The organism is Gaiella sp., from assembly GCF_035558935.1.
GTDB lineage: Bacteria > Actinomycetota > Thermoleophilia > Gaiellales > Gaiellaceae > Gaiella.
Map to the genome: position 1 here is coordinate 1 of NZ_DATMBZ010000011.1, position 25704 is coordinate 25704.

General features: G+C 71.6%; 24 protein-coding genes and 1 riboswitch. Of the genes, 19 read left to right on the plus strand and 5 right to left on the minus strand.

The genetic code is table 11. The features are described from left to right. From VNM44_RS01135 to VNM44_RS01155, 5 genes are all read left to right on the plus strand, one after another. A partial coding sequence (locus VNM44_RS01135; protein ID WP_325621682.1) for a universal stress protein occupies positions 1–1788 on the plus strand: 1788 nt, incomplete at its 5' end. 22 nt (positions 1789–1810) lie between these two features. Beyond that, positions 1811–2236, plus strand: a complete 426-nt coding sequence (locus tag VNM44_RS01140; protein WP_325621684.1) for an NAD-binding protein — start codon at positions 1811–1813, stop codon at positions 2234–2236. Between the two features lie 8 nt (positions 2237–2244). After that, the gene (locus tag VNM44_RS01145; protein WP_325621686.1) at positions 2245–2904 is read left to right on the plus strand and encodes a TrkA family potassium uptake protein; all 660 of its coding nucleotides are present in this window, start codon (positions 2245–2247) and stop codon (positions 2902–2904) included. A 40-nt stretch (positions 2905–2944) separates the two neighbouring features. Further along, positions 2945–4117 (plus strand): cation:proton antiporter, encoded by a 1173-nt coding sequence (locus VNM44_RS01150; RefSeq protein WP_325621688.1) that lies wholly within the window; start codon positions 2945–2947, stop codon positions 4115–4117. A 43-nt stretch (positions 4118–4160) separates the two neighbouring features. After that, a complete protein-coding gene (locus VNM44_RS01155) occupies positions 4161–4667 on the plus strand; it encodes a cation:proton antiporter regulatory subunit (RefSeq protein ID WP_325621690.1) in 507 nt (168 codons plus the stop codon). A 2-nt stretch (positions 4668–4669) separates the two neighbouring features. Here the strand turns inward: VNM44_RS01155 and VNM44_RS01160 are convergent, their stop codons facing one another. Beyond that, entirely contained in the window at positions 4670–6208 is a 1539-nt protein-coding gene (locus tag VNM44_RS01160) for a TrkH family potassium uptake protein (protein ID WP_325621692.1), read from the minus strand. Continuing rightward, positions 6205–7530 (minus strand): Trk system potassium transporter TrkA, encoded by a 1326-nt coding sequence (gene trkA / locus VNM44_RS01165; RefSeq protein ID WP_325621694.1) that lies wholly within the window; start codon positions 7528–7530, stop codon positions 6205–6207. The genes VNM44_RS01160 and trkA overlap by 4 nt, the downstream gene beginning before the upstream one ends. 52 nt (positions 7531–7582) lie before the next feature. On the opposite strand from trkA, the gene VNM44_RS01170 reads away from it, so the two are divergent. After that, positions 7583–8659: a PQQ-dependent sugar dehydrogenase gene (locus tag VNM44_RS01170; RefSeq protein ID WP_325621696.1), complete on the plus strand. Its 1077-nt coding sequence runs from the start codon at positions 7583–7585 to the stop codon at positions 8657–8659. Positions 8660–8679: 20 nt separating this feature from the next. Here the strand turns inward: VNM44_RS01170 and VNM44_RS01175 are convergent, their stop codons facing one another. Then, complete coding sequence (locus VNM44_RS01175) at positions 8680–8895, minus strand: hypothetical protein (RefSeq protein ID WP_325621698.1); 216 nt, start codon at positions 8893–8895, stop codon at positions 8680–8682. A 23-nt stretch (positions 8896–8918) separates the two neighbouring features. Beyond that, positions 8919–9293 (minus strand): VanZ family protein, encoded by a 375-nt coding sequence (locus VNM44_RS01180; protein ID WP_325621700.1) that lies wholly within the window; start codon positions 9291–9293, stop codon positions 8919–8921. A 215-nt stretch (positions 9294–9508) separates the two neighbouring features. Here VNM44_RS01180 and VNM44_RS01185 point away from each other — a divergent pair, with 215 nt between their 5' ends. From VNM44_RS01185 to VNM44_RS01210, 6 genes are all read left to right on the plus strand, one after another. After that, complete coding sequence (locus tag VNM44_RS01185; RefSeq protein ID WP_325621702.1) at positions 9509–12355, plus strand: helix-turn-helix transcriptional regulator; 2847 nt, start codon at positions 9509–9511, stop codon at positions 12353–12355. A gap of 93 nt (positions 12356–12448) precedes the next feature. Next, a complete protein-coding gene (locus VNM44_RS01190; protein WP_325621704.1) occupies positions 12449–12931 on the plus strand; it encodes a hypothetical protein in 483 nt (160 codons plus the stop codon). A gap of 77 nt (positions 12932–13008) precedes the next feature. Further along, positions 13009–13202, plus strand: a riboswitch (cobalamin riboswitch). 33 nt (positions 13203–13235) lie between these two features. After that, entirely contained in the window at positions 13236–14147 is a 912-nt protein-coding gene (locus tag VNM44_RS01195) for an ABC transporter substrate-binding protein (RefSeq protein WP_325621706.1), read from the plus strand. Between the two features lie 27 nt (positions 14148–14174). Continuing rightward, positions 14175–15215 carry a FecCD family ABC transporter permease gene (locus VNM44_RS01200; protein WP_414652948.1) on the plus strand — a complete coding sequence of 347 codons (1041 nt, stop codon included), beginning with the start codon at positions 14175–14177 and terminating at the stop codon, positions 15213–15215. Next, on the plus strand, positions 15212–15985 hold the full coding sequence (locus tag VNM44_RS01205; RefSeq protein ID WP_325621710.1) for an ABC transporter ATP-binding protein: 774 nt from the start codon (positions 15212–15214) through the stop codon (positions 15983–15985). Before VNM44_RS01200 ends, VNM44_RS01205 begins: the two co-directional genes overlap by 4 nt. A gap of 1 nt (position 15986) precedes the next feature. Beyond that, positions 15987–16367, plus strand: a complete 381-nt coding sequence (locus tag VNM44_RS01210; protein WP_325621712.1) for a hypothetical protein — start codon at positions 15987–15989, stop codon at positions 16365–16367. On the opposite strand, the gene VNM44_RS01215 is transcribed toward VNM44_RS01210, so the two are convergent. Further along, the gene (locus tag VNM44_RS01215) at positions 16351–17268 is read right to left on the minus strand and encodes a GNAT family N-acetyltransferase (RefSeq protein ID WP_325621716.1); all 918 of its coding nucleotides are present in this window, start codon (positions 17266–17268) and stop codon (positions 16351–16353) included. The two genes, VNM44_RS01210 and VNM44_RS01215, sit on opposite strands and share 17 nt — an antisense overlap. 95 nt (positions 17269–17363) lie before the next feature. On the opposite strand from VNM44_RS01215, the gene VNM44_RS01220 reads away from it, so the two are divergent. From VNM44_RS01220 to VNM44_RS01250, 7 genes are all read left to right on the plus strand, one after another. Continuing rightward, the gene (locus tag VNM44_RS01220; protein ID WP_325621718.1) at positions 17364–19145 is read left to right on the plus strand and encodes a thiamine pyrophosphate-binding protein; all 1782 of its coding nucleotides are present in this window, start codon (positions 17364–17366) and stop codon (positions 19143–19145) included. Further along, a complete protein-coding gene (locus tag VNM44_RS01225; RefSeq protein ID WP_325621720.1) occupies positions 19142–20218 on the plus strand; it encodes an ATP-binding protein in 1077 nt (358 codons plus the stop codon). The genes VNM44_RS01220 and VNM44_RS01225 overlap by 4 nt, the downstream gene beginning before the upstream one ends. Before the next feature lie 53 nt (positions 20219–20271). Beyond that, positions 20272–21078 carry a VWA domain-containing protein gene (locus VNM44_RS01230; protein ID WP_325621722.1) on the plus strand — a complete coding sequence of 269 codons (807 nt, stop codon included), beginning with the start codon at positions 20272–20274 and terminating at the stop codon, positions 21076–21078. Between the two features lie 9 nt (positions 21079–21087). Beyond that, the gene (locus tag VNM44_RS01235; protein WP_325621724.1) at positions 21088–21717 is read left to right on the plus strand and encodes a hypothetical protein; all 630 of its coding nucleotides are present in this window, start codon (positions 21088–21090) and stop codon (positions 21715–21717) included. 25 nt (positions 21718–21742) lie between these two features. Then, on the plus strand, positions 21743–23899 hold the full coding sequence (locus tag VNM44_RS01240; protein ID WP_325621726.1) for an ATP-dependent helicase: 2157 nt from the start codon (positions 21743–21745) through the stop codon (positions 23897–23899). A gap of 29 nt (positions 23900–23928) precedes the next feature. Beyond that, positions 23929–25149: a GNAT family N-acetyltransferase gene (locus VNM44_RS01245; protein ID WP_325621728.1), complete on the plus strand. Its 1221-nt coding sequence runs from the start codon at positions 23929–23931 to the stop codon at positions 25147–25149. A 12-nt stretch (positions 25150–25161) separates the two neighbouring features. After that, positions 25162–25704, plus strand: a 543-nt coding sequence (locus VNM44_RS01250) for an NAD(P)H-binding protein (protein ID WP_325621730.1), incomplete at its 3' end; no start/stop codon positions are given.

Below are 25704 nucleotides of genomic sequence, written 5' to 3' on the forward strand. Positions count from 1 at the left end.
GGGATCGTCGCGGCTTCTGCGCTCGGGCTCACGCCGGTCGTGCTCGCCGTCACGGGCCTCGTCTTCCTCCTCGTCTCGCTCTCGTACGCCGAGGGAACCGCCGCCATCCCGGAGACCGGAGGCGCCGAGACCTTCACGCGCCGCGCGTACAACGACCTCGCCGGCTTCGTCACCGGCTGGGCGCTGTTTCTCGACTACCTGATCGTGATCGCGCTCTCGGCGCTGTTCCTGCCGCACTACGTCGGGGCGGCGCTCGAGGTCGAGGGCCTCCGGAGCTCGCCCTGGGACGTCGTGGTCGCGGTCTGCGCGATCGGCGTCATCGGCATCGTGCGGCTGGCGCGGCGCTCACGACTCCATCGGCCCGCGCTCGTCGTCGCCCTCCTCGACCTCGTCGTGCAGACGCTGATCGTGCTGATCGGCCTGGCGCTCGTCTTCTCGCCCGAGACGCTCGAGAACGGGCTCACCCTGGCGCCGGGCCAGGACTGGCTCGACGATCTCCTCTTCGCGATCCCGCTCGGGTTCCTCGCCTACACGGGCCTCGAGACGGTGGCGAACCTCGCCGAGGAGGCCCGCGAGCCCGGCCGGACCCTGCCGCGCTCGCTCTTCTCGGCAATCGGGCTCGTCGTGGTGCTGACCGTGCTCGTCGCCGTCGTCGGCGTCACGGCGTTCCCGGGCGCGAGCGGGTCGTCCGACCTCGGCGGCAAGTGGCTCGAGGCGCCGCTCGTCGGCATCGTGACGGCGTTCGAAGGGGAGTTGCCGGCGAATGTCGTCGACATGCTCCGGGTCGCGGTCGGCCTCTCGGCGGCGCTGATCCTGGTGATGGCGATCACCACCTCGATCTCGGGCTGTGCGCGGCTCGCCCACTCGATGGGCACGCACGGCATGTTGCCCCGCGAGCTCGGGCGGTTCGAGCGCCGCACGCTCGTCTCCAGGGAGACGATCGCCGCGATCACGGTGATGGCGATCGGGATCGTGCTCGCCGGCGCGACGGTCGACGACGAGGCGCGTTTCCTGGCGAGCACCTACAGCTTCGGCGTGCTGCTCGCGTTCACGCTCGCGCAGCTCGCCGTGATCCGGCTCAGGCGGCGCGAGCCCGACCTGCCGCGTCCCTTCCGTGCGCGGCCCGACGTTCGGATCCGCGGAGTCGCCGTGCCGCTCGCCGCGCTCGTCGGCGCGCCCCTCACGGCGGTGATCTTCGTGCTCGCGATGGTGACGCACGAAGGCGCGCGCTACGCGGGGCCGGCGTGGCTCGCGCTCGGTCTCGTCATCTTCGCCGTCACGCGGATGCGTCAGAAGCGAGGCATGTTCGAGGGCGTCGATCCGCGGGCCTCCCTGCCGGTCGGCGCGTCGTTCCGGCGCATCCTCGTGCCGATGAAGCTCGGCGACATCGGCGAGGAGATGGTCGCGACCGCGGTCGCCCTCGCGAAGGAATCGAACGCCAGGGTCGAGGCGATCACCGTCGTCCAGGTCCCGCGCGAACGGGCCCTCGACGCCCCCCTGCCCACGGCCGTCGCGGAAGAGGCCGAGGCGTCGGTCGACGAGGCGCGCGCGCTCGGGGAGGAGAACGACGTCGACGTCCGCGCCGAGGCCGTCCGCGCACGCTCGATCGGCCACGCGATCGTCGACGAGGCGACGCGCCGCAACGCCGATCTGATCGTGCTCGGGTCGTCGCCTCGCTGGCGGAGGCAGTCGCGGTTCTTCTCCCCGACCGTCGACCACGTCCTCCGGCACGCCCCCTGCGAGGTGCTGGTCGTCGCGTTCCCCGAGGGCGTGTTCGAGGAGGCGTGACACCTCAAGTACCCTCAATCGCATGAAGGCAGTGATCATCGGGTGCGGACGGGTCGGGTCGTCCGTCGCGAAGCAGCTCGCCGGCGACGGCTGGGACGTCACGTGCATCGACGACGACGAGAACGCGCTCTCGCGGCTGGGTGAGTGGCGCGGCGGCTTCGTCATCGGGCACGGCATGGACCTGGAGGTGCTCGACCGGGCCGGCGTCGCGACGGCGGACGCGGCCGTCGTGGCCACCGACGGCGACAACACGAACGTCGTGATCGGCCAGATTCTCCAGCGCCGCTACGACGTCGGCTGCGTCGTCGTGCGCGTCTTCGATCCGCGCCGGGCGGAGTTCTACGCCGAGCGCGGCCTGAGGACCGTGTGCCCGACCAAGACCGCGATCGCGACGCTGACGGACGTCGTGCGCTCGTGCGACGCGAGCCCGGTCGGGAGCGCGGGGTAACGACCGACATGTACGCGATCGTCGCGGGCGGTGGGAAGGTCGGGGCGAACATCACGCGGTCGCTCGTCCGGATGGGCCACGAGGTGACGCTCGTCGAGCAGCGACGCGACCGCTTCGAGCAGCTCGAGGCCGAGCTCGGACCGATCGTGCTCCAGGGCGACGCGACCGAGATCCATGTCCTCGAGCGCGCCGGGATCGCGCGGCCGCCCGAGATCGTCCTCGCCGTCACGGGAGACGACGAGGACAACATCGTGATCTCGCAGCTCGCAAAGGAGGGCTACGGCGTTCCCAAGGCGATCGCTCGCGTCAACGACCCGCGCAACCAGCCGCACTTCGACATCCTCGGCATCACGCAGACGGTCTGCGCGACATCCGGCCTGCTCGGGCTCGTCGAGCACGAGGTTCCCGAGCACGACCTCGTCAAGCTGCTCGAGCTGCGCGGCGAGGGTCTCGAGCTCGTGGAGCTCCACGTGCCGCCGGACGCCCCCGCGGCCGGCAAGCGCGTCGCCGGCATCGCCCTCCCCGAGGGCGCCAAGCTGGTCTCCCTGATGCGGAACGGCGTCGGGGAGATCGTGCGCGACGACACCGTGATCCGGCCCGGCGACCAGGTGGTCGCGATCCTCAAGCCGGGCGTGGAAGACCGCCTCCGGCGCGCCGTCGTCGGCTGATCGCGACGCCGAGCCGTCGCCTCCGCGACAATGCGCGGGGATGACGCTCGCCGAGCTCGCCGTCACCATCGGAGTGCTCGGGGCTCTCGGCCTGGTCGCGAGCCGGTTCGGCCTCTCGGCAATCCCCGCCTACCTGTTCGCGGGAATCCTGCTCGGCCCCAACGAGCCCGACTTCCTGAAGGTCGTGCAGCCGTCGGAGGTGACCGACTTCGTCGCCGAGATCGGCCTCCTCTTCCTGCTCTTCTTCCTCGGTCTCGAGTTCAGCGTCGACCGGCTCGTCCGCAGCGGGCGGCACGTCGGGCTCGGAGGGGCCGTCGACCTCCTCGTCAACGCCGGGCTCGGGCTGCTCGTCGGCCTCGCCGCGTTCGGGCCGACGTTTGCCGCGTTCGTGCTCGCCGCGTGCATCTACGTCTCGTCGAGCGCGATCGCCGTGAAGGCGCTGATCGACCTCCGCCGCCTGGCGGACGACGAGACCGATCTCGTCCTCGCCATCCTCCTGTTCGAAGACATCGCCATCGCTGCCGTGCTCGGCTTCGTCGCGACGGGCGGCGGCACCGTCGCGACGACGGCGGGAGTGACGCTCAAGGCGCTCGCGTTCGTCGCCGCCTCGCTCGCGGTCTCGCGGTGGCTCGGCGCATGGCTCGGCCGGCTCCTCGGCCGGCTGGAGCTCGAGTTCTTCCTCCTCGCCGTGTTCGGCTTCGTCATCGCGATGAGCGCCGTCGCGAAGGAGCTCGACATGTCGGAGGCCATCGGCGCACTGATGGCCGGAGTCGTCCTCTCCGACAGCGGTGTCCGCGAGGAGATCGAGCAGCGCTTCTTCGCCGTCCGGGATGTCTTCGCCGCGCTGTTCTTCTTCGCGTTCGCCCTGACGATCGAGCTCGATCGCACCGGCGACGTCGGCTGGATCGTGTTGCTCGCCGTGGCGGCGACGCTGGTCGGCAAGCTGGGCGTCGGCGTCGTCGCGGGCCGGGCCGGCGGCTTCTCGGTGCGGCAGGGGGTGAACGCGGGGGCGGCGCTCGTCGCCCACGGCGAGTTCACGATCATCCTCGCCCAGCTGGCCGCCGGGAACGCCGCGCTCGCGGCGGCGCACCGCGACGACATCGTCGCCTTCGCGGGCCTCTACGTCCTCGCGACCGCGACGCTCGGCGTCGTGCTGATGAAGGAGTCGAAGCGCCTCGGGCGCTTCCTCACGCCGGCGAGGGCGCCGGGGTGAGCACCGTGCTGCTTGACTGTATGAGAGGGTCGAAGGAGACGCGATGCCACTCGAGCTGAAAGAGACGCGCCTGCCGGGAGTCGGCGTGAAGTGGGTGATGACGCCCGCCAGCGGCAGCCGCGTGACGGTGATCCAGCACAACGACGGAGAGCGCGAGGTCTACGTCCACCGGCGGGCGCGCGACGAGGAGCCGGCGGTCGTGCTCGAGCTGCACGACGACGAGGCACGGCAGCTCGGCGCGCTCCTCGGCGGCGCCTACGAGCGTCCGAAGATCGTGGAGGAGCTCGAGATGGCGCTCGGCGAGTTCCAGATCGAGTGGATCAAGGTGCCGAACGGCAGCTGGGTGAACGGCAGGACGCTCGCCGACTGCGCCTTCCGCAAGCGGACGGGGGTCACGGTGATCGCGATCCTGCGGGAGTCGGAGTCGATCGCCGGAGCACAGCCGGACGACGTGATTCTCGACGGCGACACGATCGTCGTCGTGGGGAAGGCCGGCCAGTTCCGCCAGGTGCGGAAGCTGCTCGCCGAGGGTCCCGGGCAGGAGGAGTAGGACTACACGCGCCAGTAGTTCCGCGTCAGCAGCACGAGCACGGGCAGCAGCTCGAGCCGCCCGATCCACATCAGAAGCGCCATCACGATCTTCGAGAAGTCGCTGAACGGCGCGTAGCTTCCCATCGGGCCCGCGAACCCGAGCCCCGGCCCGACGTTGCCGAGGGTGCCGGCCGACGCCGCGACGGCGTCCGTGATGTCGAGACTGACGCTCCCGAAGCGGGCGTCGATCGCGAGGAGCGCCGCGCCGACGATGAAGATGCCGATGTACATCACGACGAACGCGAGCACGGCGCGGAGCGTCCGCTCCTCGACGGGCTTGCCGTTCAGGCGGATCGGCAGGACGAGCTCCGGATGGATCGTCTGGCGGAGCTCGCGGCGCAACAGGCGGCCGACGAGGAGGTGGCGGACGATCTTGACGGATCCCGTCGGCGACCCCGCGGAGGCTCCGACGAACATCAGCCCGATCATTGCCATGAGCGCGAGCGTGGGCCACTCCACGTAGTCGGTGATCGCGAAGCCGGTACCCGTCATCAGCGAGGTCGTCTGGAAGAACGCCTGCCTGATCGCCTCTTCGCCCGAGAACAGCTTGTCGTCGACGATCTCGGCGAAGACCAGGATCGACCCCAGCAGAAGCAGCAGGCCGTAGAGCCGCGCCTCTTCGTCCCGCGCGAGCGCGCGTGCGTCGCGGCGCACGAGCGTGCGGTAGAGCAGCGCGAAGTTGAGTCCCGCGAGCGCCATGAAGGCGGCGATGATCCACTGCGTCACGGGGGCGAACTCCTCCAGCGAGCGGTTCTCGGTCGCAAAGCCGCCGAGCGGCATCGTCGAGAGGGCGTTGCCGATCGCCTCGAAGGGGCTGAGCGCGTCGTCGAGCCCCGCGAGCCAGACGACGAGCAGCGCCCCGATCAGGACGAGCGTCAGGCCGATGTAGAGGAGCCAGAGGCGGCGCGCCGTATCTCGGATCCGCTCGGCGAGCTGGTCGACCTCGGGGCCGGGGAGCTCGGATTCGAACATCTGGCGCCCGCCGATCCGCAGCCGCGGGAGCACGGCCAGAGCCAGGACGATGATCCCCATCCCGCCGAGCCACTGGCTCAGCTGCCGCCAGAGGAGGATCGACCGGTCGAGGCTCTCGACGTCGGTCACGACGGTGGCCCCCGTGGTCGAGAACCCCGACATGCCCTCGAAGAACGCGTCCACGGGACGAGACAGCTGCGCCTCGTCCGAGAAGAGATACGGCAGCCCGGCGTAGAGGGCTGCGAGCAGCCAGGTCAGAGAGACGACGAGGTAGCCCTCGCGGAAGCCGATCGGCCCCGCGGCGCGACGCCTGCCGAGCCGTGCGAGCGACAGGCCGCCCCCGCCCGCGATCGCGCCGGCAGCGAGGAACGGCCAGAACGGCTCGCCGTAGCCGATCGCGACGGCCGCGGGAATCAGCGACGAGAGGCTGAGATACGCGAGGAGCGTCCCCGTCAGCCCGAGCGCCCCGGCGAGGTCGATCCCGAGCCACGCCCGCTCGCCGATGCGGGCGGCGCGGTAGGGGCTCACAACACCTTCTCGACGTCGCCGACGCGCGCCCTCTCGGTGAACACGATGACGCGGTCGCCCGCCTGCAAGACCTCGTCGCTCCTCGGGAACACCGCCTTCCCGTCGCGCACGATCGCGCCGATCAGCGCGCCCCGGATCGGCATGTCGCGGAACCGCAGCCCGACGTACTCGCTCGTCGGCTGCGTCGTGATGTCGAGCACCTCGTAGCGGTTGCCTTCGAGCATCGCGACCTGCTGCGTGCGCGGGTCGTGCGCGAACCGGACGATCTCCTCCGCGGTGACGCCCCGCGGGTTGATCGTCACGTCGACGCCCGAGAGCTCGTAGACCTCGGTCGAGATCGCGTCGTGGACGACGGCGATCGTGAACCGCACGCCGTGGACACGCGCGAGCGTCGCGGCGTAGTGGTTCTTCGCGTCCTCCTTCATCGCGAAGACCGCCGCTTGCGCTCGACCGATCCGCTCCCGCTCGAGGAAGTCCACGTCGATGCCCGTCGCGTTGTAGATGCGGCAGCGGGGCAGTTGCTCCGCGACCTCGCGGGCGCGCTCGAGCACCGGCTCGATCACCCGAACGCCGATGCCCTGGTCGGAGAGCGTCCGGGCGATTGCCGCGCCGACCTGTCCGCCGCCGTAGACGACGACGTCCTCGACGACTCCTTCGCCGGGGGCGAGCAGCGCCCCCCAGGCTCGCGCCGCGGCCGGGGAGCCGATCACGACGATCCGGTCGCCCTCACGGATCACGTCCTCGCCGCCCGGGAGCGTCATCGACGCCCCGCGGATGATGGCGAGGACGCGCGAGTCGTCGGGGATCGGGGCGTCCCGGAGCGGACGCCCGACGACGGCCGGGTCGGCGCCCTCGGGGATCGCGAACTCGACGATCTGCACCTGGCCGTCGGCGAACGTGTCCGTCTGCCTCGCGGACGGCATCCCGATCGAGCGGGCGACGGCGTGCGCCGTCTCGAGCTCCGAGGAGACCGCGAAGTCGACGTCGAGCCGCCCTTCGCGCCAGAGATCGATGTACTCGACGTTGGACGTCCGGATCACGATCGTCGCGCGCGGGGCCTCGACCCTGGCGAACGAGCACGCGACGAGGTTCACCTCGTCGCGCGACGTGCAGGCGATGAACAGGTCGGCGCCGGCGGTGCCCGCCTGCTGGATCGCGCGGCGACTTGCTCCGTTCGCCTCGATCGTCCGCAGGTCGTAGCGGTAGGCCAGCGGCTCGAGCCGGTCCCTGACGGTGTCGATCACCGTCAGGTCGTGCTCGCCGTGCAGCGCCTCGACGATGGTCGACCCGACCTGACCCGCCCCGACGACGACGATCTTCACGGCGGCGGAGCCTACCCCGACCGATGCGCCTTCGCCGGTACCCTCGACAAACGTGCGCGCTCTCCTGTTCGCACTCGTCGTCGTCGGCGGTCTCGCCGTCGCCGCCTGGGGCTCGGACGCAGCCCCGACCGCGTCCCCGCGGCTCGCCGTGGTCGTGCGTGGCCTCTCGGCGCCGGTGCTCGTGACGCAGGCGCCCGGGGAGCCGGGCCGGCTGTACGTGGTCGAGCAGGGCGGTCTCATCCGTGTGGTCGAGCGCGGGCGCGCGCGGCCGAGGCCGTTCCTCGACGTCCGCTCGCTCGTCGTCGCGGGGGGCGAGCAGGGCCTGCTCGGGCTGGCGTTCTCGCCGGGGTACGCGCGCAACAGGACGTTCTACGTGAACTACACCGCGCGCGGCGACGGCTCGACGAGGGTCGTGCGCTACCGCGCCGCGAACGGGCGCGCGCTTCCCGGCAGCGCCCGGGAGATCCTGCGCGTCGAGCAGCCGTACTCGAACCACAACGGGGGCAATCTCGTGTTCGGGCCCGACGGGAGCCTCTGGGTCGGCCTCGGCGACGGTGGCTCCGGGGGCGATCCCGAAGACCGTGCCCAGAACCCCGACACGCTGCTCGGCAAGATGTTCCGCCTCGACGTCGCGAAGGCGCAGCCGACACCGGAGCTCGTGGCGATCGGGCTGCGCAACCCGTGGCGCTACAGCTTCGACCGCCGCACCGGCGACCTCTGGATCGGCGACGTCGGCCAGAACGCCATCGAGGAGATCGACCGCCTACCCCACGGTACGACCGGCCTCGTCAACTTCGGCTGGAACGTCTTCGAGGGACGGAGCAGGTTCGGCGACGACACGCTCGGCCCCGGCCGTCTGATCCAGCCGGTGGCGCAGTACACGCACGCGGACGGCTGCTCGGTCACGGGCGGTTACGTCTACCGCGGCAAGGCGGTCCCGCGCCTCGCCGGGCGCTACGTCTTCGGCGACTACTGCAGCGGAAAGATCTGGAGCATCGGGACGAAGGGCGGCGCGCTCCGGCGCGAGCCGGTCAACGTCCCGCAGCTGACGTCCTTCGGGGAGAGCCTGAACGGGGCGACGCTCTACGCCGTGTCCGGCGCCGGGACGATCTACCGCTTCGCGCGTTGACCCCGGCCTCGACGGGGCCGTCAGCCGGCGCGCCGCCGCACCTGCGGCGACTGCCCGAGCGCCGCGTAGGCGACGGCGTTCAGCGAGTCGTTGAGCGCACGCAGCTCGCGGCTCACCTGGAGCAGCCCCTCGCTCGCCTCGAGCCGGGCGTCGATCCGCTCGAGCTGCGCGGCGATCCTGTCGAGCCGTTCGAGCAGCGCGTCGAGCTGCCGGTCGGGGACGTCCTTCCGCTCCATCGAGACGATTCTACGGACCGCTGTCAGCGAGCCTCGCGCCGCCGTGAGAGCCAGCCCCACGCGAGGACGCCGACGAGCGCACCGGTCGCGTCGATGAGCACGTCGAGCGCCGCCGCGTGCCGTCCCTCGACGAAGTGCTGGTGCACCTCGTCCGAGATCGCGTAGAGCGCAGCGAGACCGAGCGCGATACCCGGCCGCCGCGTCGCGCGCAGGAGCAGCGCGCCGAGGATCGCGTACTCGGTGACGTGCGCGAGCTTCCGCAGCAGGAGATCCCAGCCGCCGAGGCCGCTCGAGAGGCTCGGAATCGAGGAGAACGCGAAGATCACCGCGGCCCAGGCGAGCACGGGCAGCCATGCCGCCCACGCGGAGCGTGGCGTTGTCAGGGCCGACGTGGACATCGCCGAATGGTAGGCACGCCGGCAGCGCGCGAAGCGTGGCTCAACCATGCGGTTCACGAGCCGGTGCGAGCCGTTTGGCGAGCCCATGGGGCGCGATCGCAGCTCGTTACGATGGGCTACCTTCGACGGCGCGAAACACAGATGCGTGGTCGCGTCGCACGCGCGCCGTGATCTTGCCGACGGGGGGATAGGATCCAAGCGCCTGAGGAGTCGCGATGTCCTCGCAATCCGAAGCGGTGGTCGGACGAGAGCGCGAGCTCGACTCGCTGGCTCGGTTTCTCGACGCCGCCGCGGAGCACCCGGCCGGGCTCCTTCTCGAAGGCGAGGCGGGGATCGGCAAGACCACACTGTGGAAGCGCGTCGTCGCCGGCGCCCGGACGCGGTCGTATCACGTGCTCGTCAGCCGGCCGGTCGATTCGGAGACACAGCTCGCCTTCGCCGCGCTGGGCGACCTGCTGGAGGACGTCCCGACCGAAGCGATGTCGGGTCTCCCCGAGCCGCAGAGGCGCGCGCTCGAGGTGGCACTGCTGCGCAGGGAGGCCGAAGGCCCTGCGCCGCTTCCGCGCGCGGTCGCGCTGGGCCTCCTCGGCGTCGTGCGGTCGCTGACCGAGAGCAGACCCGTCCTCCTGGCGGTCGACGATGTCCAGTGGCTCGACCGACCGTCGGCGAGTGCGCTCGAGTTCGTCGCCCGCCGTCTCAGAGAAGGGCCGATCGGACTGCTGGTCGCCCGCCGGCTGGAGGCTGGGAACATGCCCGGACTGACCGAACTGGCGCTGCCGGACGATCGCTTCGAGCGGCTGGCCGTCGGGCCTCTCGACCTGGACACGCTCGATCGACTGCTCCGCGACCGCGCCGACGTCCAGCTCAACCGCCCGACACTCGAAGAGCTCCACGCCGCATCGGGCGGCAATCCCTTCTTTGCGCTCGAGATCGCAAGGAGCATCGACCAGCTCGAGCGGCCGTGGACGCCCGGTGCGCCGCTCCCGGTTCCGGACAACCTGCGCGCGCTCGTCGTCGAGCGCCTTTCCGGCCTCTCGTCACCGGCCCGTGCCGTCGGCCTCGTCGTCGCGGTGCTGCGGCGGGCGACGGTCGACCTCGTGCGTGCCGCTGCAGGGACATCCGGCACCGACGACGCTCTCGACGAGGCGGTTGATACGGGTGTGCTCGAGGTCGACGGCGAACGCGTGCGCTTTACGCATCCGCTCCTGGCATCCGTTCTGTACGCGGGTGCAACGGGCGCAGAGCGTCGCGAGCTCCACGCCCGCCTTGCGACGGTGCTCGAGGATCCCGAGGAGCGCGCCGGGCATCTCGCGCTCTCCGCTGCCGGGCCCGATGCGAAGCTGGCAGCCGAGCTCGACGAAGCCGCCGGCCGAGCCCGCTCCCGCGGAGCCCCCGACGCAGCGGCGGCGCTGTGGGAGCACGCCCGCCGCTTCACGCCGAGCAACGTCGCCGGCGAGGCGGGCCGACGGGGGATCGAGGCCGCCGAGTGTCTCTTCGAGGCGGGCGAGACGGAGCGTGCGCGCGCGCTGCTCGAGGAGATCGTCGCCGCCTCGCCGCCCGGGAGCGATCGTGCCCGGGCTCTCAACCGGCTGGCGTGGGTCCGCGCCTTCAGGGAGGGCTACCACGTCGGTGCCGAGCTCTTCGAGGCGGCCCTCGCCGAGGTCGGCGATGACGTTCGCCTGCAGATCGAGACCGAGCGGGGACTTGCGTGGAGCATTCACCAGGTGGGCAACGTCGCCGCTGCGAACGATCGCGCACGCCATGCGCTCGACCTGGCCGAGCAGCTCGGCGAGACAGGAGTGCTGGCGAGTGCGCTGGCCGACGTGGCCGTGCACGAGTCGGTCCGCGGCGACGGCATCGCGTTCGCGACGATCGAGCGCGCCCTGGCCCTCGAGAGCGAGGTCGGTTGGCACCCGATCCTCAGCCGCCCGCGCTGGGTCCACGGGATGCTGCTCCAGTGGGCCGGAAACCTCGACGGGTCGCGAGTCGTACTCGAGGCGCTCCGCCGAGACGTACTCGCCCAGGGCGACGAGCACTCGCTGGCGATCGTCCTGGACCAACTGGCGCGCACCGAGTGCCTGGCAGGCAACTGGCCCGTCGCCGCCCGCTATGCCGAGGCCGGCTACGAGGCGGTGTCGCAGACCGGCGAGAGCGAGCGGCCCTACGCTCTGACGGGCAGGGCGCGCGTCGACTCCCACCTCGGCCTGGTCGAGCCGACCCGCTCGGCGACGGACGAAGGCTTACAGCTGGCGCTTCGGATGGGAGTCATGCCGGCGTACTTCGAGCTGCTCGCCGTCCGCGGCTTCCTCGAGCTGTCGCTGGGTAGCGCGGCGGAGGCGCATCGCTTTCTCGGCCCGCTGCCCGACGGCGTCAGGGAGGCGGGCTTTGGCGAGCCGACGTTCTTCCGCTTCCACGGCGACGCGGTCGAGACGCTCCTCGCGCTCGGTCGCATCGAGGAGGCGGCCGCGCTTCTCGACGAGCTCGAGGAGAGGGGCAGAGCCCTCGAGCGCGTCTGGGCGTTGACGATCGCGAGCCGCTGCCGCGCACTGTTGCGCGCGGCCACCGGTGAGATCGAGCGGGCCGACACCGAGCTCGAGCACGCACTCGAGCTCCACGAGCGCCTCGGGGAGCCCTTCGAGCGCGCACGCACGCTTCTCGTCAGGGGAACGATCCAGCGTCGGGCCCGGAAGAAGCGGGCCGCCCGCGAGTCACTCCAGGCTGCGCTCGCGGTGTTCGATTCGCTCGGCGCGAGGCTGTGGTCGGACAAGGCGCGCGCGGAGCTGACGCGAATCGGCGGCCGAGCGCCGGGACCTGGAGCTCTGACGCCGACCGAAGAGCGGGTCGCGAGCCTCGTCGCCGCCGGACGCACGTATCGCGAGGTGGCCGACGAGCTCTTCATCAGCCCCAAGACCGTGCAGTGGAACCTCTCGAAGATCTACCGCAAGCTCGGCATTCGCTCACGCGGGGAGCTCGCGGCCACGCTCGCCCAGCAAGGCGGCAGCGCAGGATCGGCGCCTGACGGCGACGGTCAAAGCCCAGCCGTTCCGCCGGTTCCCGAGTAGCTCTCTCCGGCGAAAGACCGGCCGCTGCGCCGATTTTCGCGCGACCGCTGCGGGCGTACGTTCGCAGTGTCAGCACACAGAAGGAGGAGCGACATGAACGGACAGCGTGCCGTCGGTCTCATCGCAGGTGCGGTGTTTGCGGCGATGCTGCTCACGACGGCGGCCGTCGCTGCGTCGGAGCCACTGACGCCACAGGCGATCCGCGCGCTGGGCGAGCGCTACCAGGCCATGGCCGAGCACTACGGGACGAGCTCGTCGCTTCCGCGCGAGGCGATTCAGGCGATGGGGGAGCGCTACCAGGTGATGGCGGAGCACTACGGAGGGTCGTCTGACACGGGAACGGCGACGGGTCTACCCCCGCAGGCACTCGAGGCGCTCGGGTCTCGCTGGGTGGCGGCCGCCCAGTACTACCGACAGGCGGAGCTCGAGCAAGCGCGGCAGGCCGCGGGCGCGTTCGACTGGCTCGACGCCGCGATCGGAGCGCTCGCTGCGACCGGGGCCGTGGCCCTCCTCGGTCTCGGTGCCCTGGGCCTGGGCGTGCGCGCGCACAGATCGGCGGGCCCGGCCGTCTCGTGACTGACGACCATGGGAGGGCGGCGCCATACCGCCCTCCCCGACGTCCGAAGAAGGCGCTTGGCCACGCTGCGCCGACGTGAGCCACCGCGAGGAGTGGTAGGCTCGCGCCACCAGAGAGGAGCGCGGTGAGGGAACCCGGTGCGAGTCCGGGACGGTCCCGCCGCTGTGAGGGGAGACGCTCTCCCGCCACGACGCCACTGGCCCACGGGCCGGGAAGGCGGCGGGGGAGGGGGCCCCGAGTCAGAAGACCTGCCGCTCTCCCGACGCCTCGACCCCCTCGCGGAAGGGAGAAGGAGATGCACCCATGGCACGTTTCGCCCTCGCGGCGGCGCTGAGCGCCCTCGCGCTCGTCCTCGTTCCCGCGGCTTCGGCCACCTCCTCTGCCACACCGGCAGCGTTCCCGGCCACCATCACCGTCTTCAACGGGAAGGTGACGGTCGCGAAGCGACCGACCCGGATCGTCTCGCTCTCCGCCACCGCCACCGAGACGCTGTTCGCGATCGGCGCCGCCAGGCAGGTGATCGCCGTCGACGAGCGCTCGGACTACCCGGCGGCGGCGCCGCGCACGACGCTCTCGGGCTTCACGCCGAACGTCGAGGCGATCGCCGCGTACCGACCCGACCTCGTCGTGATCTCGTACGACCCGAAGGGGCTCTCCGAGGCGCTCGGCAGACTCGGCATTCCGGTCGTCCACCAGGACGCGGCCGCGACGCTGCGCGGCGCGTACCAGCAGATCCGCCAGCTCGGGAAGGTGACGGGGCACACCGTCGAGGCGACCCGGCTCGTGACGAGCATGAAGCAGCGGATCGCGGCGATCGTCGCCAGGAACCGAGCGAAGGCGACCGGAGTGACCGTCTACCACGAGCTCGACCCGACGCTGTTCAGCCTCACGTCGAACACGTTCGTCGGCCGGGTCTACGCCATGTTCGGGCTGCGGAACATCGCGGACGCGGCGAAGGGCGGCACCGAGTACCCGCAGCTCTCGCCCGAGTACGTGGTCGCCGCGAACCCCGGGCTGATCGTGCTGGCCGACACCGTCTGCTGCGAGCAGAGCGTGCGGACGGTCGCCGCGCGGCCGGGCTGGTCGCGGATCGCGGCCGTGCGGACCGGCTCGGTGGTCCGCCTCGACGACTCGATCGCCTCGCGGTGGGGGCCGCGTCTCGTGAACCTGGTGCGTGCGGTCGGCACCGCGCTCCAGCGGCTCGGGCGCCAGTAGCGTCGGGTGGAGGCCGCCGCCGCACCGGTGCGCACGATCCGCGTTCGCGGGGTCACGCCCGGGTGGGCGCTCGGCGCGCTCGCGTTTCTCGCCGTCGCGTTCGTCGTCGGCGTCGTCGCCGGCCCCGTCGACATCGGGGTCGGCGACGTGCTGCGCTCGCTGGGCGAGAAGCTCGGCATCCCCGGCGTCACGTCGCCGCTCGACGCGACCCACGAGTCGATCCTCTGGGACCTGCGCGTGCCGCGCGTTCTCCTCGCGGCGCTCGTGGGCGGGATGCTCGCGGTCGCGGGTGCGACCTACCAGGGCGTGTTCCACAACCCGCTCGCCGACCCCTACCTGCTCGGGGTCGCCGCGGGCGCGGGCCTCGGCGCGACGCTTGCGATCGCGTACCTCCCGCACGCGCTCGAGGGACGGCAGGTGCTGCCGTTCGCGGCGTTTGCCGGTGCGGCCGTCGCCGTCGTGCTCGCCTACGGGATCGGCCGCGCCGCCGGCCGGGAGCGCGACTCCGCGACCCTCGTCCTCGCCGGCGTGACGGTCGCGAGCTTCTTCACCGCGCTGCAGACGTTCGTGCAGCAGCAGAACACGGAGACGCTCCAGGAGGTCACCTCGTGGATCCTCGGGAGCCTGCCGAACACGGGGTGGAGCGACGTGGCCGTCCTCGCACCGTACGTCCTGCTCGCGACGGCGGTGATCGTCGCCATGCGACGCGTCGTCGACGTCCTGAGCCTCGGTGACCTCGAGGCTGCGAGCCTCGGCGTCGACGTGCGGCGCACGCGGCTCGCGCTGGTCGTCGCCGCGACCGTCGGCACGGCCGCTGCGGTGGCGGTGTGCGGCCTGATCGCCTTCGTCGGGATCATCGTCCCGCACGCGATCCGGCTCGTGGTCGGCACGTCGTACCGCGGGCTGCTTCCGCTCTCCTTCGTCGTCGGTGCGGGGTTCCTGATCCTCGCGGACGTCGTCGCCCGGACGGCACTCGCCCCGGCGGAGGTCCCGATCGGCGTGATCACCGCGCTCTTCGGCGCGCCGTTCTTCGCGTTCGTCCTCCGGACGCGGGGAGGCCGCGCATGAGCGCCATCGCACTCGACGGCGTGACGGTGAGGCTGGGCGGTCGTCCGGTCGTGCGGGAGGTGACGGCACAGGTGGAATGCGGCGAGTGGGTGGCGCTCATCGGCCCGAACGGTGCCGGCAAGACGACGCTCCTCCGCGCGATCGCGGGGCTCCTCCCGTACGAGGGGCACGTGTCGCTCTTCGAGCGGCCGGCCGCCGACCTCGAGCGGCGCGAGCGGGCGCGGCTGCTCGCCGTCGTACCGCAGGAGCCCCAGACACCCCCCTGGCTGACGGTCGCGGAGTACGCGCTGATGGGCCGGACTCCGCATCTCGGGCCGCTCGCGCGTGAAGGAGCCGCCGACCGCGATGCGGCCGCGCGCGCGCTCGACCGGCTCGGGCTGGAGCCCTTCGCCGAGCGGGCGCTCGGGACGCTCTCCGGCGGCGAGCGCCAGCGCGTCGTCGTCGCCCGCGCCCTCGCGCAGGAGGCGCCGATCGTCCTCCTCGACGAGCCGACTGCTGCCCTCGACATCGGCCATCAGCAACAGGCGCTCGAGCTGCTCGACGCGCTCCGCTCGGCGGACGGGCTGACGCTCGTGGCGGCGATGCACGACCTCACGCTCGCCGCGCAGTACGCCGACCGTGTGCTCCTCCTGGCCGAGGGACGGATCGTCGCCGACGGAGCTCCCGCCGACGTGCTCACGGAGTCGGCGCTCGCAGAGCACTATGGTGCCTCCGTGCGCGTCGTGACGCTCGACGACCGGATCGCCGTGCTTCCGTCGAGGGGCTCGTAGAGTGCGCCGCCACGTCGTCCTCGCCCTTGTATCGGCCGCCGCGCTGAGCCTCCCCGTCGCCGCCGACGCCGCGACGGTGCATCTCGAGCAGTTCGTCACGACGGGCGGGTCGGTGCAGGTCAGCGTCGTCGTCCGCAAGCCCGCGTCGTTCTCGGTGCTCCTGCGCACGCGGACCGTCGGCCGAACGCAGCTCGTCCTGCTCGGGAAGCACGCGCCGCACGGTGGCCCGCTGCTCGACACGGCGACCATGCACTGCGACGGCGCAGCCGGGTCGTACTACTGCAAGGGCGCCTTCGAGCCGCTCCCGGCCGGGACCTACACCTTCCGCGTCCGGCGCCCGTCGGGCTTCGGCACGCACGTCGAGCTCACGGTGCGCTGGTAGCGGCGCCCGCCGCGCGCTCCCACTCGAGCCGGCGCGCGTAGGGCCGGTAGCCGAGCCTCGTGTTCACCGCGAGCATCGGCGCGTTCGTCTCGTCGTTGTCGGTGAGGACGATCGTCGCGCCGAGCTCCGCCGCGCGACGGAGGCTGTGCGACTTGAGGAGCAGCGCGAGTCCCCGGCCGCGGTGTGGTCGGCGGACGCCGCAGAGGTTGTTCTGCGCGCGCCCGCTCGGCCGGTCGACCCGGATCATCGTCATGCCGGCGAGCTCGCCGTCGACCAGCGCGACGAGGCTCGCGTCGTCGTCGATCAGCGGGCTCCTCCAGAACTGGGCCCTCCAGTCCTCGAGCTCGATCGCGTCGAAGTCCTCGTTCGGGATGTCCTGCGAGAGCTCGAGGTCGAGCTCGTAGATCGGCTTCGGGTCGTCGAGCTCGGCGAGGGGTACGAGCTCGATGCCCGCTGGCACCGGGCGTGGCTCGACCGTCCGGGGATCGACGCCGGACACGGTCGCCGCCGCGATCTCGGTGAACCCGCGCCTCGACGCAAGCGCCCGGGCTGCTGGCTCGTCGAGCGAACCGGCCCGCGTCGTCCCCACGCCGAGCCGGGCGAGGTGCTCGTCGGCTGCCTCGGCCAGGGCAGTGCCGATGCCCTCGCCGCGCCGCGACGGATCGACCGTGAGCGAGAGCATTCCGGCGGCTGGATCCGCGTGCCACCAGGATCGGCCCGCGTGCGCCCAGCCGAGGAGCTCGCCGGCGTCCTCCCACGCGAGGAGCGTGTGCCCCGCCCGCGACGGAATACCCGCGAGCCAGTGCCGCATGCCCTCCTCGGTGACGATCGACTCGGGCCAGGCGCGCTGGCGCAACGCCGCAGCGCGCGCGATGTCGTCGAGCGTTCCCTCCCGAAGCACCGCCGGACCGTAGCTGCGGGTTTGTCCGGATGGGCCGCGCGGCGATCTGCGTAAGATCGATCGGTCATCGATTATCGAGTGTGAAGGGAGCCAGCATGAGCGAGATGCGCGGCGCCGACCTCGTCGTCGAGTACCTGATCCGGGAGAAGGTGCCGTACCTGTTCGGGTACGCGGGCCATGGCGCTGTCGGCCTTCTGGACGGTGTCTTCGACCGCCAGGACGAGATCTCGGTCGTCTTCCCCCGCATCGAGACCGGCGCGGCCTACATGGCCGACGCGTACTACCGCGTGAGCCACGAGGTGATTCCCGTCTACACGTCGACCGGGCCGGGGCCGATGTTGCTCACGGCCGGCGTCGCGAACGCCTTCTACGACTCCTCCGCGATGATCGCGATCACGGGCCAGGTGGCGACCACCCAGTACGACTCCGGCGCCCTCCAGGAGGAGTACCGCTACTTCCAGGCCGACTACCCGAGCATCGCGAAGGTGATGACGAAGCGGAGCTTCCAGGCCCATTCGGTCTCTGATCTCGGGAAGTTCCTGCCGAAGGCGTTCAAGCTCGCACGTGAGGGACGGCCCGGGCCCGTCCACCTCGACGTGCCGTACGACCTCTGGGTGACGAAGGCCGACGTCGAGGTGCCGGACCCCGCCGAGCGCTCGCTGCAGCTCAACTGGCGCACCCCCGGCTCTCCCGAGGCGGTGGCAAAGGCGCTCGAGCTGCTCCTCGGCGCGCGCCGGCCGCTGATTCTCGCGGGCGGAGGCGTGATCTGCTCGGAGGCGAGCGAGCAGCTCGCCGCGTTCGCGGAGCACGTGAACGTCCCGGTCTACACGACGTTCATGGGCAAGGGCGCTCTCTCGGCCCGGCATCCGCTGCATCTCGGGATCGCGGGCTGCTGGGGCGAGTACCCGGCGCAGGAGGCAGCCCGGAACGCGGATGTGATCCTCGCGCTCGGCTGCCGGTTCTCGGACATCCACAGCTCCTCGTGGCTGCCGGGCTACACGTACAACATCCCGCCGACGAAGCTGATCCACGTGGACATCGACCCGCAGGAGATCGGCCGGAACTACCCGACCGAGCTCGGCATCGTCGGCGACGTCCGCGAGGTGCTGAAGCAGCTCCTCTCGCTCGCCGAGCAGCAAGGGCCGAAGCGCGACCGCTCGCCGTGGCACGGCCAGGTCGAGGCCTACAAGGAGGAGTGGTCGAACTTCATCGAGCAGGAAAAGGCCTCCGACGCCGTGCCGATCGACCCGCGGCGCGCGATCAAGGAGCTCCGGGCCGCCGCGCCCGACGACACGCTGATGATCACCGACACGGGGAACCACCAGACGTGGGTCGAGCAGTACTGGGACGTCTACGGGCCGCAGACGGTCTTCACGCCCGGCGGCTTCGCAGGCATGGGCTTCGGCACGTACGGCGTGCTCGGGCTCAAGCTCGCGCGGCCGGAGCAGCCCGCCGTCTGCGTCACGAGTGACGGCAGCTTCATGATGTTCCCCGGCGCCGTCGCGACGGCAACCGAGTACGGGATCCCCGCCGTCTGGGTGATCCTCAACAACTACACGATCGGCGTGATCCGCGACCTGCAGCGGTTCTACATGGACGGACGCGAGATCGGCACCAGCTTCGTCAAGCACTCGACCGGCGAGTTCTGGAACCCCGACTTCGCGAAGATGGCGGAGGCGATGGGCGCCGGAGGGATCTCGGTGGAGGACCCGGCCGACCTCGGGTCGGCGTTCGAGACCGCGCTCGCGGCCGGGACGCCCTACGTGATCGACGTCAAGGTCAACCGCGACACGGCCGTGCCGCTCATCGGGACGTGGCACTTCGCGCCGATCCCGCAGGCCGAGCCGACGTTCGGGAAGCCGCTCGTCCTCACGTGAGCCTGTACCCGTTCACGGCGATCGTCGACCAGGAGCGCCTCGTGCAGGCGCTCCTGGTCAACGCCGTCAACCCCGCGGTCGGGGGCGTTCTCGTCGAGGGGCCGAGCGGCACGGGGAAGTCCACGGCCGTGCGCGGCCTCGCCGAGCTCCTGCCGGAGATCGAGGTCGTCGCGGACTGCCCGTTCTCGTGCGACCCGGCCGACCCGTGCAGCTCGTGCCGCGAGCGGGTCGCGCGCGGCGAGCACCTCGGTTCCCATCTCCGCCGCGTGCGCGTGGTCGACCTGCCGCTCAACGCCACCGAAGACCGCGTGGCCGGTTCGGTCGACATCGCCCGGGCGCTCCGCGAGGGCGTCATGGCGCTCGAGCCCGGCCTGCTCGCGGAGGCGAACCGCGGGATCATCTACGTCGACGAGATCAATCTCCTCGACGACCACATCTGCGACGTGCTGCTCGACGCCGCCGCGCTCGGCGTCAACGTCGTCGAGCGGGAGGGCGTCTCGGTGTCCCACCCGGCTCGCTTCCTGCTCGTCGGGACCATGAACCCCGAGGAGGGGGAGCTGCGGCCGCAGCTCGCCGACCGGATCGGGCTACGCGTCGGCGTCGACGCGCTCTCCGATCCCGGACGCAGGGCGGAGATCCTGCGCCGACGCGAGGCGTTCACCGCCGACCCCTCCGGTTTCGCCGCCGGCTGGTCGGACGAGCAGTCGAAGCTCGCCGCGGCGATCCAGTCCGCACGCGACCGCGTCGGAGCCGTCGCCGTCGCACCGGACCTGTACCGGGCCATCGCCCGGCTCGTCACCGGCGCTGGCGTCGCGAGCCATCGCGCCGACGTCACGATCCTGCAGTGCGCCAAGGCCCTTGCGGCGCTCGACGGGCACGACGCGGTCGAGCCGGCCAACCTCCTCGACGCTGCGGGGCTCGCGCTCGGTCACCGCGTCCCGGTCGATCCGTTCGAGCCCGCCTCCGGGCTGGACGACCGGCTCCTTCGCCGCATCCTCGAGGACGCACTCGACGCGGAGACGAGCGAAAAAAAAGCGGCGGTCCCGGTGAGGCCGGGACGGACACTGCACTAGACGAGCTGGAGGGCCGGCCCGGTATCGCGGAGCTCGAGGCGGACCCTCGCCGCGTGCTCGACCGGCCCGGGCCGCCCGACCGCCTGGAGCGCGGGGCGATCGGCCGCCGCGACCGGTCGCTCGTGGCGTTGCGCCGGGGGAAGTACTCGAGGCCGCGGATCGCCGGACGACGCGACCACGACGTCGCATTCGACGCGACCGTCCGGGCGGCCGCGGGGAGAGCCGGTCGACGCGCACAGCCTTTCGCCGTCTCGGCCGAGGACCTCCGCCGGAAGGTGCGCGAGCACCCTGTGCCCCTGGAGGTGTGTTTCGTCGTCGACAACTCGTACTCGCTCCACGCCGACCGGCTGGTCGAGCAGGTGAAGGGGCTGGTCTTCCGGCTGCTCGAGGACGCGTCGGCGCGGGGCGACCGAGTCTCGGTGGTCGCCTTCAAGAGCGGGGTTCCAGAGGCGGCGCTCGTGCTGCGACCCACGCGCAGCCTGAGGCTGGCCGCGGACTCACTGACCCGAATCCCGCTGAGCGGCCGGACGCCGCTCGCCGGGGCGCTCGAACTGGCGCGGCGCGTCGTCCGCCAGGAGCTGCAGAAGCGCCCGAACGCGCGACCGCTCGTCGTCTGTGTCACGGACGGCCTGCCCAACGTGCCGCTGCGCCGCGGCGGCGACCCGCTGGCCGACGTCCTCGCAGAGGGCCGCCTCATCCGCCGTGGCCGCGTCGGCTGCGTCGTGGTCGACGCCGTTTCGCCCGAGCGGGCCGGCGAGAGCTGCGGGCCGGCGCTGGCGGATGCCTCGGGAGGCCTCCACCTGCCGATCACCGAGGTCTCGCCCGACGTCTTCCTCGGTGTCATCAGGGAGAGCGCGTAGAACGTGTCCGTGCTCACGCAGGAGCAGGCGGAGGTCCTCGAGGCGCTGACCGATCAGCGGATCGGCGCGCTCCCCGACGGCGCGGCCCCGGAAGGGCTCGTCGAGGAGCTCGAGGCCGAAGGGCTGCTCGAGCCCGCACGGCGCGAGGAGGTCGTGGGCGTGCTCGAGGGTCGGGCCGCAGGGCGGCCGGTCCAGTGGGGCGCCCTCACGACCACGCAAGGGGAGGTGCTCGCCGGCTTCGCAGGCCATTGCCGCGACGAGCTCGACGACGTCGAGGTCTCGAGCGACGAGGACACCCGCCTGAGCGTCCGCTGGAGAGCCGAGGAAAGCCGCTTCGAGCTCCGCAACGGCTTCCTCGGTGTCGACCGCCTCGCGACGAGCACCCCGACGATGCTCCTCGGCGACGTCGAGCGCGATCTCGACGGCCTCGTCACCCTCTTCCTCGACCGGCCGGAGCTGCGCTCGAGGCTCGCCGTCTGCGATCTCGACCGGCTCGAGCGTCTCGGAACGGTGCGCTCGAGCGCGTTCGTGTACTTCGAGTGGTTCCTGCGCGATGCCTACGGCGTCAAGCTGATGCCCGTCCCCGCCTTCACGCAGGGGCTGATCGACCGCGGCATCATCTCGCTCGGCATGGGCTGAGAGAACGCGCGGCTAGCATCGATCCGTGACCGTGACTCCCCACGAGGAGCTCCTCGCAGGGCTCAATCCGGCCCAGCGGGAAGCCGTGCTCCACGTCGACGGGCCGCTTCTCGTCGTGGCCGGCGCGGGCTCGGGCAAGACGCGCGTCCTCACGCATCGGGTCGCACACCTGATTCGCGCGCACGGCGTGAAGCCGAACGAGATCCTCGCGATCACGTTCACGAACAAGGCCGCGACCGAGATGCGGGAGCGTCTCGAGCGGATCCTCGGCCGCACCGCCCGCGCGATCTGGATCCTCACCTTCCACGCCGCCTGCGGTCGCATCCTGCGCCGGGAGGCCGAGCGGCTCGGCTACCGCTCGTCGTTCACGATCTACGACCAGGCCGACCAGGTGCGCCTCGTGAAGGCGTGCCTCGAGGAGCTCGGGAAGGACCCGAAACGGTTCACGCCGCGCGGCATCCACGCGCAGATCTCGAACGCGAAGAACCAGCTCATCGGCCCGGAGGAGTACACGTCGCGCGTCGCGTCCTTCTGGGACCAGACCGTCGCCGAGGTATACGAGCTCTACCAGCGCCGGCTCTTCGCCTCGAACGCCGTCGACTTCGACGACATGCTGATGCTCACCGTCGACGTCCTGGAGCGCTTCCCGGAGGCGCTCGAGCGCTGGCAGTCGACGTTTCACCACGTCCTCGTCGACGAGTACCAGGACACGAACCACGCCCAGTACCGCCTGCTCCAGCTCCTCGCCGCGAAGCACCGCAACGTGTTCGCCGTGGGCGACCCCGATCAGTCGATCTATGCCTTTCGCGGCGCGGACATCCGCAACATCCTCGACTTCGAGAAGGACTTCGGCGGGGCGGACACCATCGCGCTCGAGCAGAACTACCGCTCGACGAACGCAATTCTCGAGGCGGCCAACTCGGTCATCGACAACAACCGCGACCGCAAGCCGAAGCGGCTCTGGTCGGAGCTCGGCCAGGGCGACCCCGTGGAGGTGGTCGAGGTCGAGGACGAGCATGCCGAGGCCCGCTTTGTCGCCGCGGAGATCGCGCGACAGGTGGAGTCTGGCTACTCGGCGTCCGAGATCGCCGTCTTCTACCGCACCAACGCGCAGTCCCGCGTGCTCGAGGACGTGCTCGTGCGGCAAGGCGTCCCGTACCAGGTGATCGGCGGGCCGCGCTTCTACGAGCGCGCCGAGATCAAGGACGTGGTCGCGTACCTCTCGGTCCTGGACAACACGGACGACGCCGTGGCGCTGATGCGGATCGCGAACCGCCCGCGGCGGGGAATCGGGGACACGTCGATCCAGCGGATGGTCGCGCATGCGACGGCGCTCGGGATCTCCCTCTGGGATGCGACCGCCGACCCCGAGGCGGCGGGCGTCGCAACCGCGAGCGCGCGTGCGATCCGTGGCTTCCGCACGATGATGGAGTCGCTCATGTCAGCGGCGCAGGAGCTCGAGATCGACGAGCTCGTCGAGGCCGTGCTCGAACGGTCGGGGACGGTGGAGGCCTACGAGGCCGAGCGGACGATCGAGGCCCGCGGCCGGATAGAGAACCTCTCCGAGCTCGTGGGCTCGGCGCAGGAGTACCGCGCCCGCACCGAGGAGCCGACGCTCTCCGGCTTCCTCGAGGAGGTGCAGCTCCAGTCCGACCAGGACACCCTCGCCGAAGACGAGGCCCAGGTGACGCTGATGACGATCCACAACGCCAAGGGTCTCGAGTACCGCGTTGTGTTCCTGATCGGGATGGAGGAAGGAATCTTCCCGCACGCGCGCTCGCTCGAGGAGAACGAGGTCGAGGAGGAGCGCCGGCTTGCGTACGTCGGCATGACACGCGCGATGGAGCGGCTGACGCTGACGCACGCGACCGCCCGCTCGCTCTACGGCCGCCGCGAGTACAACCTGCCGTCCCGCTTCCTCGACGAGCTGCCGGCGTCCGTCGAGCGGGAGCGCCTCCAGCCGGCCTCGTGGTCCGGCTACGCGCAGTCGCCCCGGCAGGTCACGCCGCGCGACGAGCGCGCAGTCCCGGCGCTCTCGACGGGCGACTCGGTGCGACACGGCTCCCTGGGCGAGGGCGTCGTCACGCGGATCGAGCCCGACGGCGTCGTCACCGTGCGCTTCGCGGCGGACGGCAGCGAGCGGCGGCTGATGCTCGACTACGCGCCGCTCGAGAAGGTCTGAGCGCGGCCCCGGCGGCATAGGATCGGCGGATGGCGTATCGCGTCCGCACCACACGCGACCTGGACGAGTGGGCCGCCGCCGCGTCCGCGATCGGGCACTACTTCGGTTGGCAGCCGACCGAGGAGGACGCTGCCCGCTTCGCAAAGCTGCTTCCACTCGATCGGATGCACGCCGTGTGGGACGACGGCGTGGTCGTGGCGGGCGCGGGCGTCTTCCCGTTCGGGCTGACGGTGCCGGGAGGGGAGCTGCCGTGTGCGGGAGTCACGGTCGTCGGCGTCTTGCCGACGCATCGACGCCGCGGCCTGCTGCGGCGCATGATGGACGCCCAGCTGCGCGACATCCGCGCGCGCGGCGAGCCGATTGCGGCGCTCTGGGCGTCGGAGGAGACGATCTACGGCCGCTTCGGCTACGGGCTCGCGTCGACGTCGCTCAACCTCGACGCCGACCGCAGCGCGGTATCGATCGTGCGTGGCTCAGGGCCACATGCGTCCATACGGCTCGTGTCGCACGAGGAGGCGTTGAAGACCTTCCCCCGCGTCTACGACCGCGTGGCCCGGACGAGACCTGCGATGATCGTCCGCACGCGAGAGTGGTGGGCGTCGCGTCGCCTCGACGACGCGCCGGAGCGCCGCCGGGGAGGGGGCCCGCTGGTGCGGGCGCTCCTCGAGCGCGAGGGCCGTTCCGTCGGGTACGCGCTCTACCGGCTCGTGCAGGAAGGCTCCTCGCCGGAGAGCTGGACGAAGACCGTCCGCGTGCTCGAGGCGTTCGGCCTCGACGACGCCGCGACGCGCGACGTATGGCGCTTCCTCTTCGAGATCGACTGGACCGACCGGGTCGCCGCCTACCACCTTCCCCTCGACCATCCTCTGCCGCTGCTCGTCGACAGGATCAACAAGCTCCGGCTCACGCTCTGGGACGCGCTCTGGATCCGCCTCGTCGACGTCCCCGCGGCCCTCGCGGGGCGGACGTACGCCTCGGACGGACGCGTCACGGTGGAGGTGGTTTCCGATCCACACTTCCCGGACAACGTCGGGACGTGGACGATCGAGAACGGCAGGGTGCGGCCGGCGCGCCGGCGCCCGGACGTGCGGCTTCCCGTCGAGGCTCTGGGAGCGGCGTATCTCGGAGGGCACTCGTTCGCCCAGCTCGCCGCGGTGGGGCTGGTCGAGGAGTCGGCCCGCGGAGGCCTCGGACGTGTGGACGCCGCGTTCCGCAGCGCCCCGGCTCCGTGGAGCCCGGAGATCTTCTGATCCGATGAGCCCGTGATCGTCGTCACCGGTGCGAGCGGCCGGGTCGGCGGCCTCGTGGCGCAAGAGCTCGCCCGTCACGGCGTCCCCTTCCGCGCGGTGACGCGAAACGTCGAGCGCCTTCCCGACCTCGGCGGCGCCGAGGTCGCGCTCGCGGGCTACGACGAGCCGGACGCGCTGCTCGACGCGCTCGAGCCCGGAGACCGCGTGTTCATGGTCTCGATGCACGAGCCGCCGGACCGTCGCATCGTCCTTCACCGCGGCTTCATCGCCGTCGCGGCCCGGAGGCACGTCGCCCGGATCGTCTACCTGTCGTTCGTCGGTGCGAGCCCGGACGCAGCGTTCGTGCACGCGCGCTCGCACGGGGCGACCGAGGCGATGCTGGCCGATTCCGGCATTCCCTTCGCCGCCGTGCGAAACGGCATGTACGCGGACGAGATCGCCACGTGGTTCGATCGCGACGGGCGGATCACGGGACCGGGCGACGACGGGCGCATCAGCCTCTCGTACCGGCCCGAGCTCGCCGAGGCGATCGCCGTGCTGCTCACCGACCCGGCG

Bases quoted from the DNA above. Each gene is read 5' to 3' on its own strand.
- VNM44_RS01140 (WP_325621684.1), top strand. From the start codon at position 1,811: ATGAAGGCAGTGATCATCGGGTGCGGACGGGTCGGGTCGTCCGTCGCG.
- VNM44_RS01145 (WP_325621686.1), top strand. From the start codon at position 2,245: ATGTACGCGATCGTCGCGGGCGGTGGGAAGGTCGGGGCGAACATCACG.
- VNM44_RS01150 (WP_325621688.1), top strand. From the start codon at position 2,945: ATGACGCTCGCCGAGCTCGCCGTCACCATCGGAGTGCTCGGGGCTCTC.
- VNM44_RS01155 (WP_325621690.1), top strand. From the start codon at position 4,161: ATGCCACTCGAGCTGAAAGAGACGCGCCTGCCGGGAGTCGGCGTGAAG.
- VNM44_RS01175 (WP_325621698.1), bottom strand. From the start codon at position 8,895: ATGGAGCGGAAGGACGTCCCCGACCGGCAGCTCGACGCGCTGCTCGAA.
- VNM44_RS01180 (WP_325621700.1), bottom strand. From the start codon at position 9,293: ATGTCCACGTCGGCCCTGACAACGCCACGCTCCGCGTGGGCGGCATGG.
- VNM44_RS01185 (WP_325621702.1), top strand. From the start codon at position 9,509: ATGTCCTCGCAATCCGAAGCGGTGGTCGGACGAGAGCGCGAGCTCGAC.
- VNM44_RS01190 (WP_325621704.1), top strand. From the start codon at position 12,449: ATGAACGGACAGCGTGCCGTCGGTCTCATCGCAGGTGCGGTGTTTGCG.
- VNM44_RS01195 (WP_325621706.1), top strand. From the start codon at position 13,236: ATGGCACGTTTCGCCCTCGCGGCGGCGCTGAGCGCCCTCGCGCTCGTC.
- VNM44_RS01205 (WP_325621710.1), top strand. From the start codon at position 15,212: ATGAGCGCCATCGCACTCGACGGCGTGACGGTGAGGCTGGGCGGTCGT.
- VNM44_RS01220 (WP_325621718.1), top strand. From the start codon at position 17,364: ATGAGCGAGATGCGCGGCGCCGACCTCGTCGTCGAGTACCTGATCCGG.
- VNM44_RS01245 (WP_325621728.1), top strand. From the start codon at position 23,929: ATGGCGTATCGCGTCCGCACCACACGCGACCTGGACGAGTGGGCCGCC.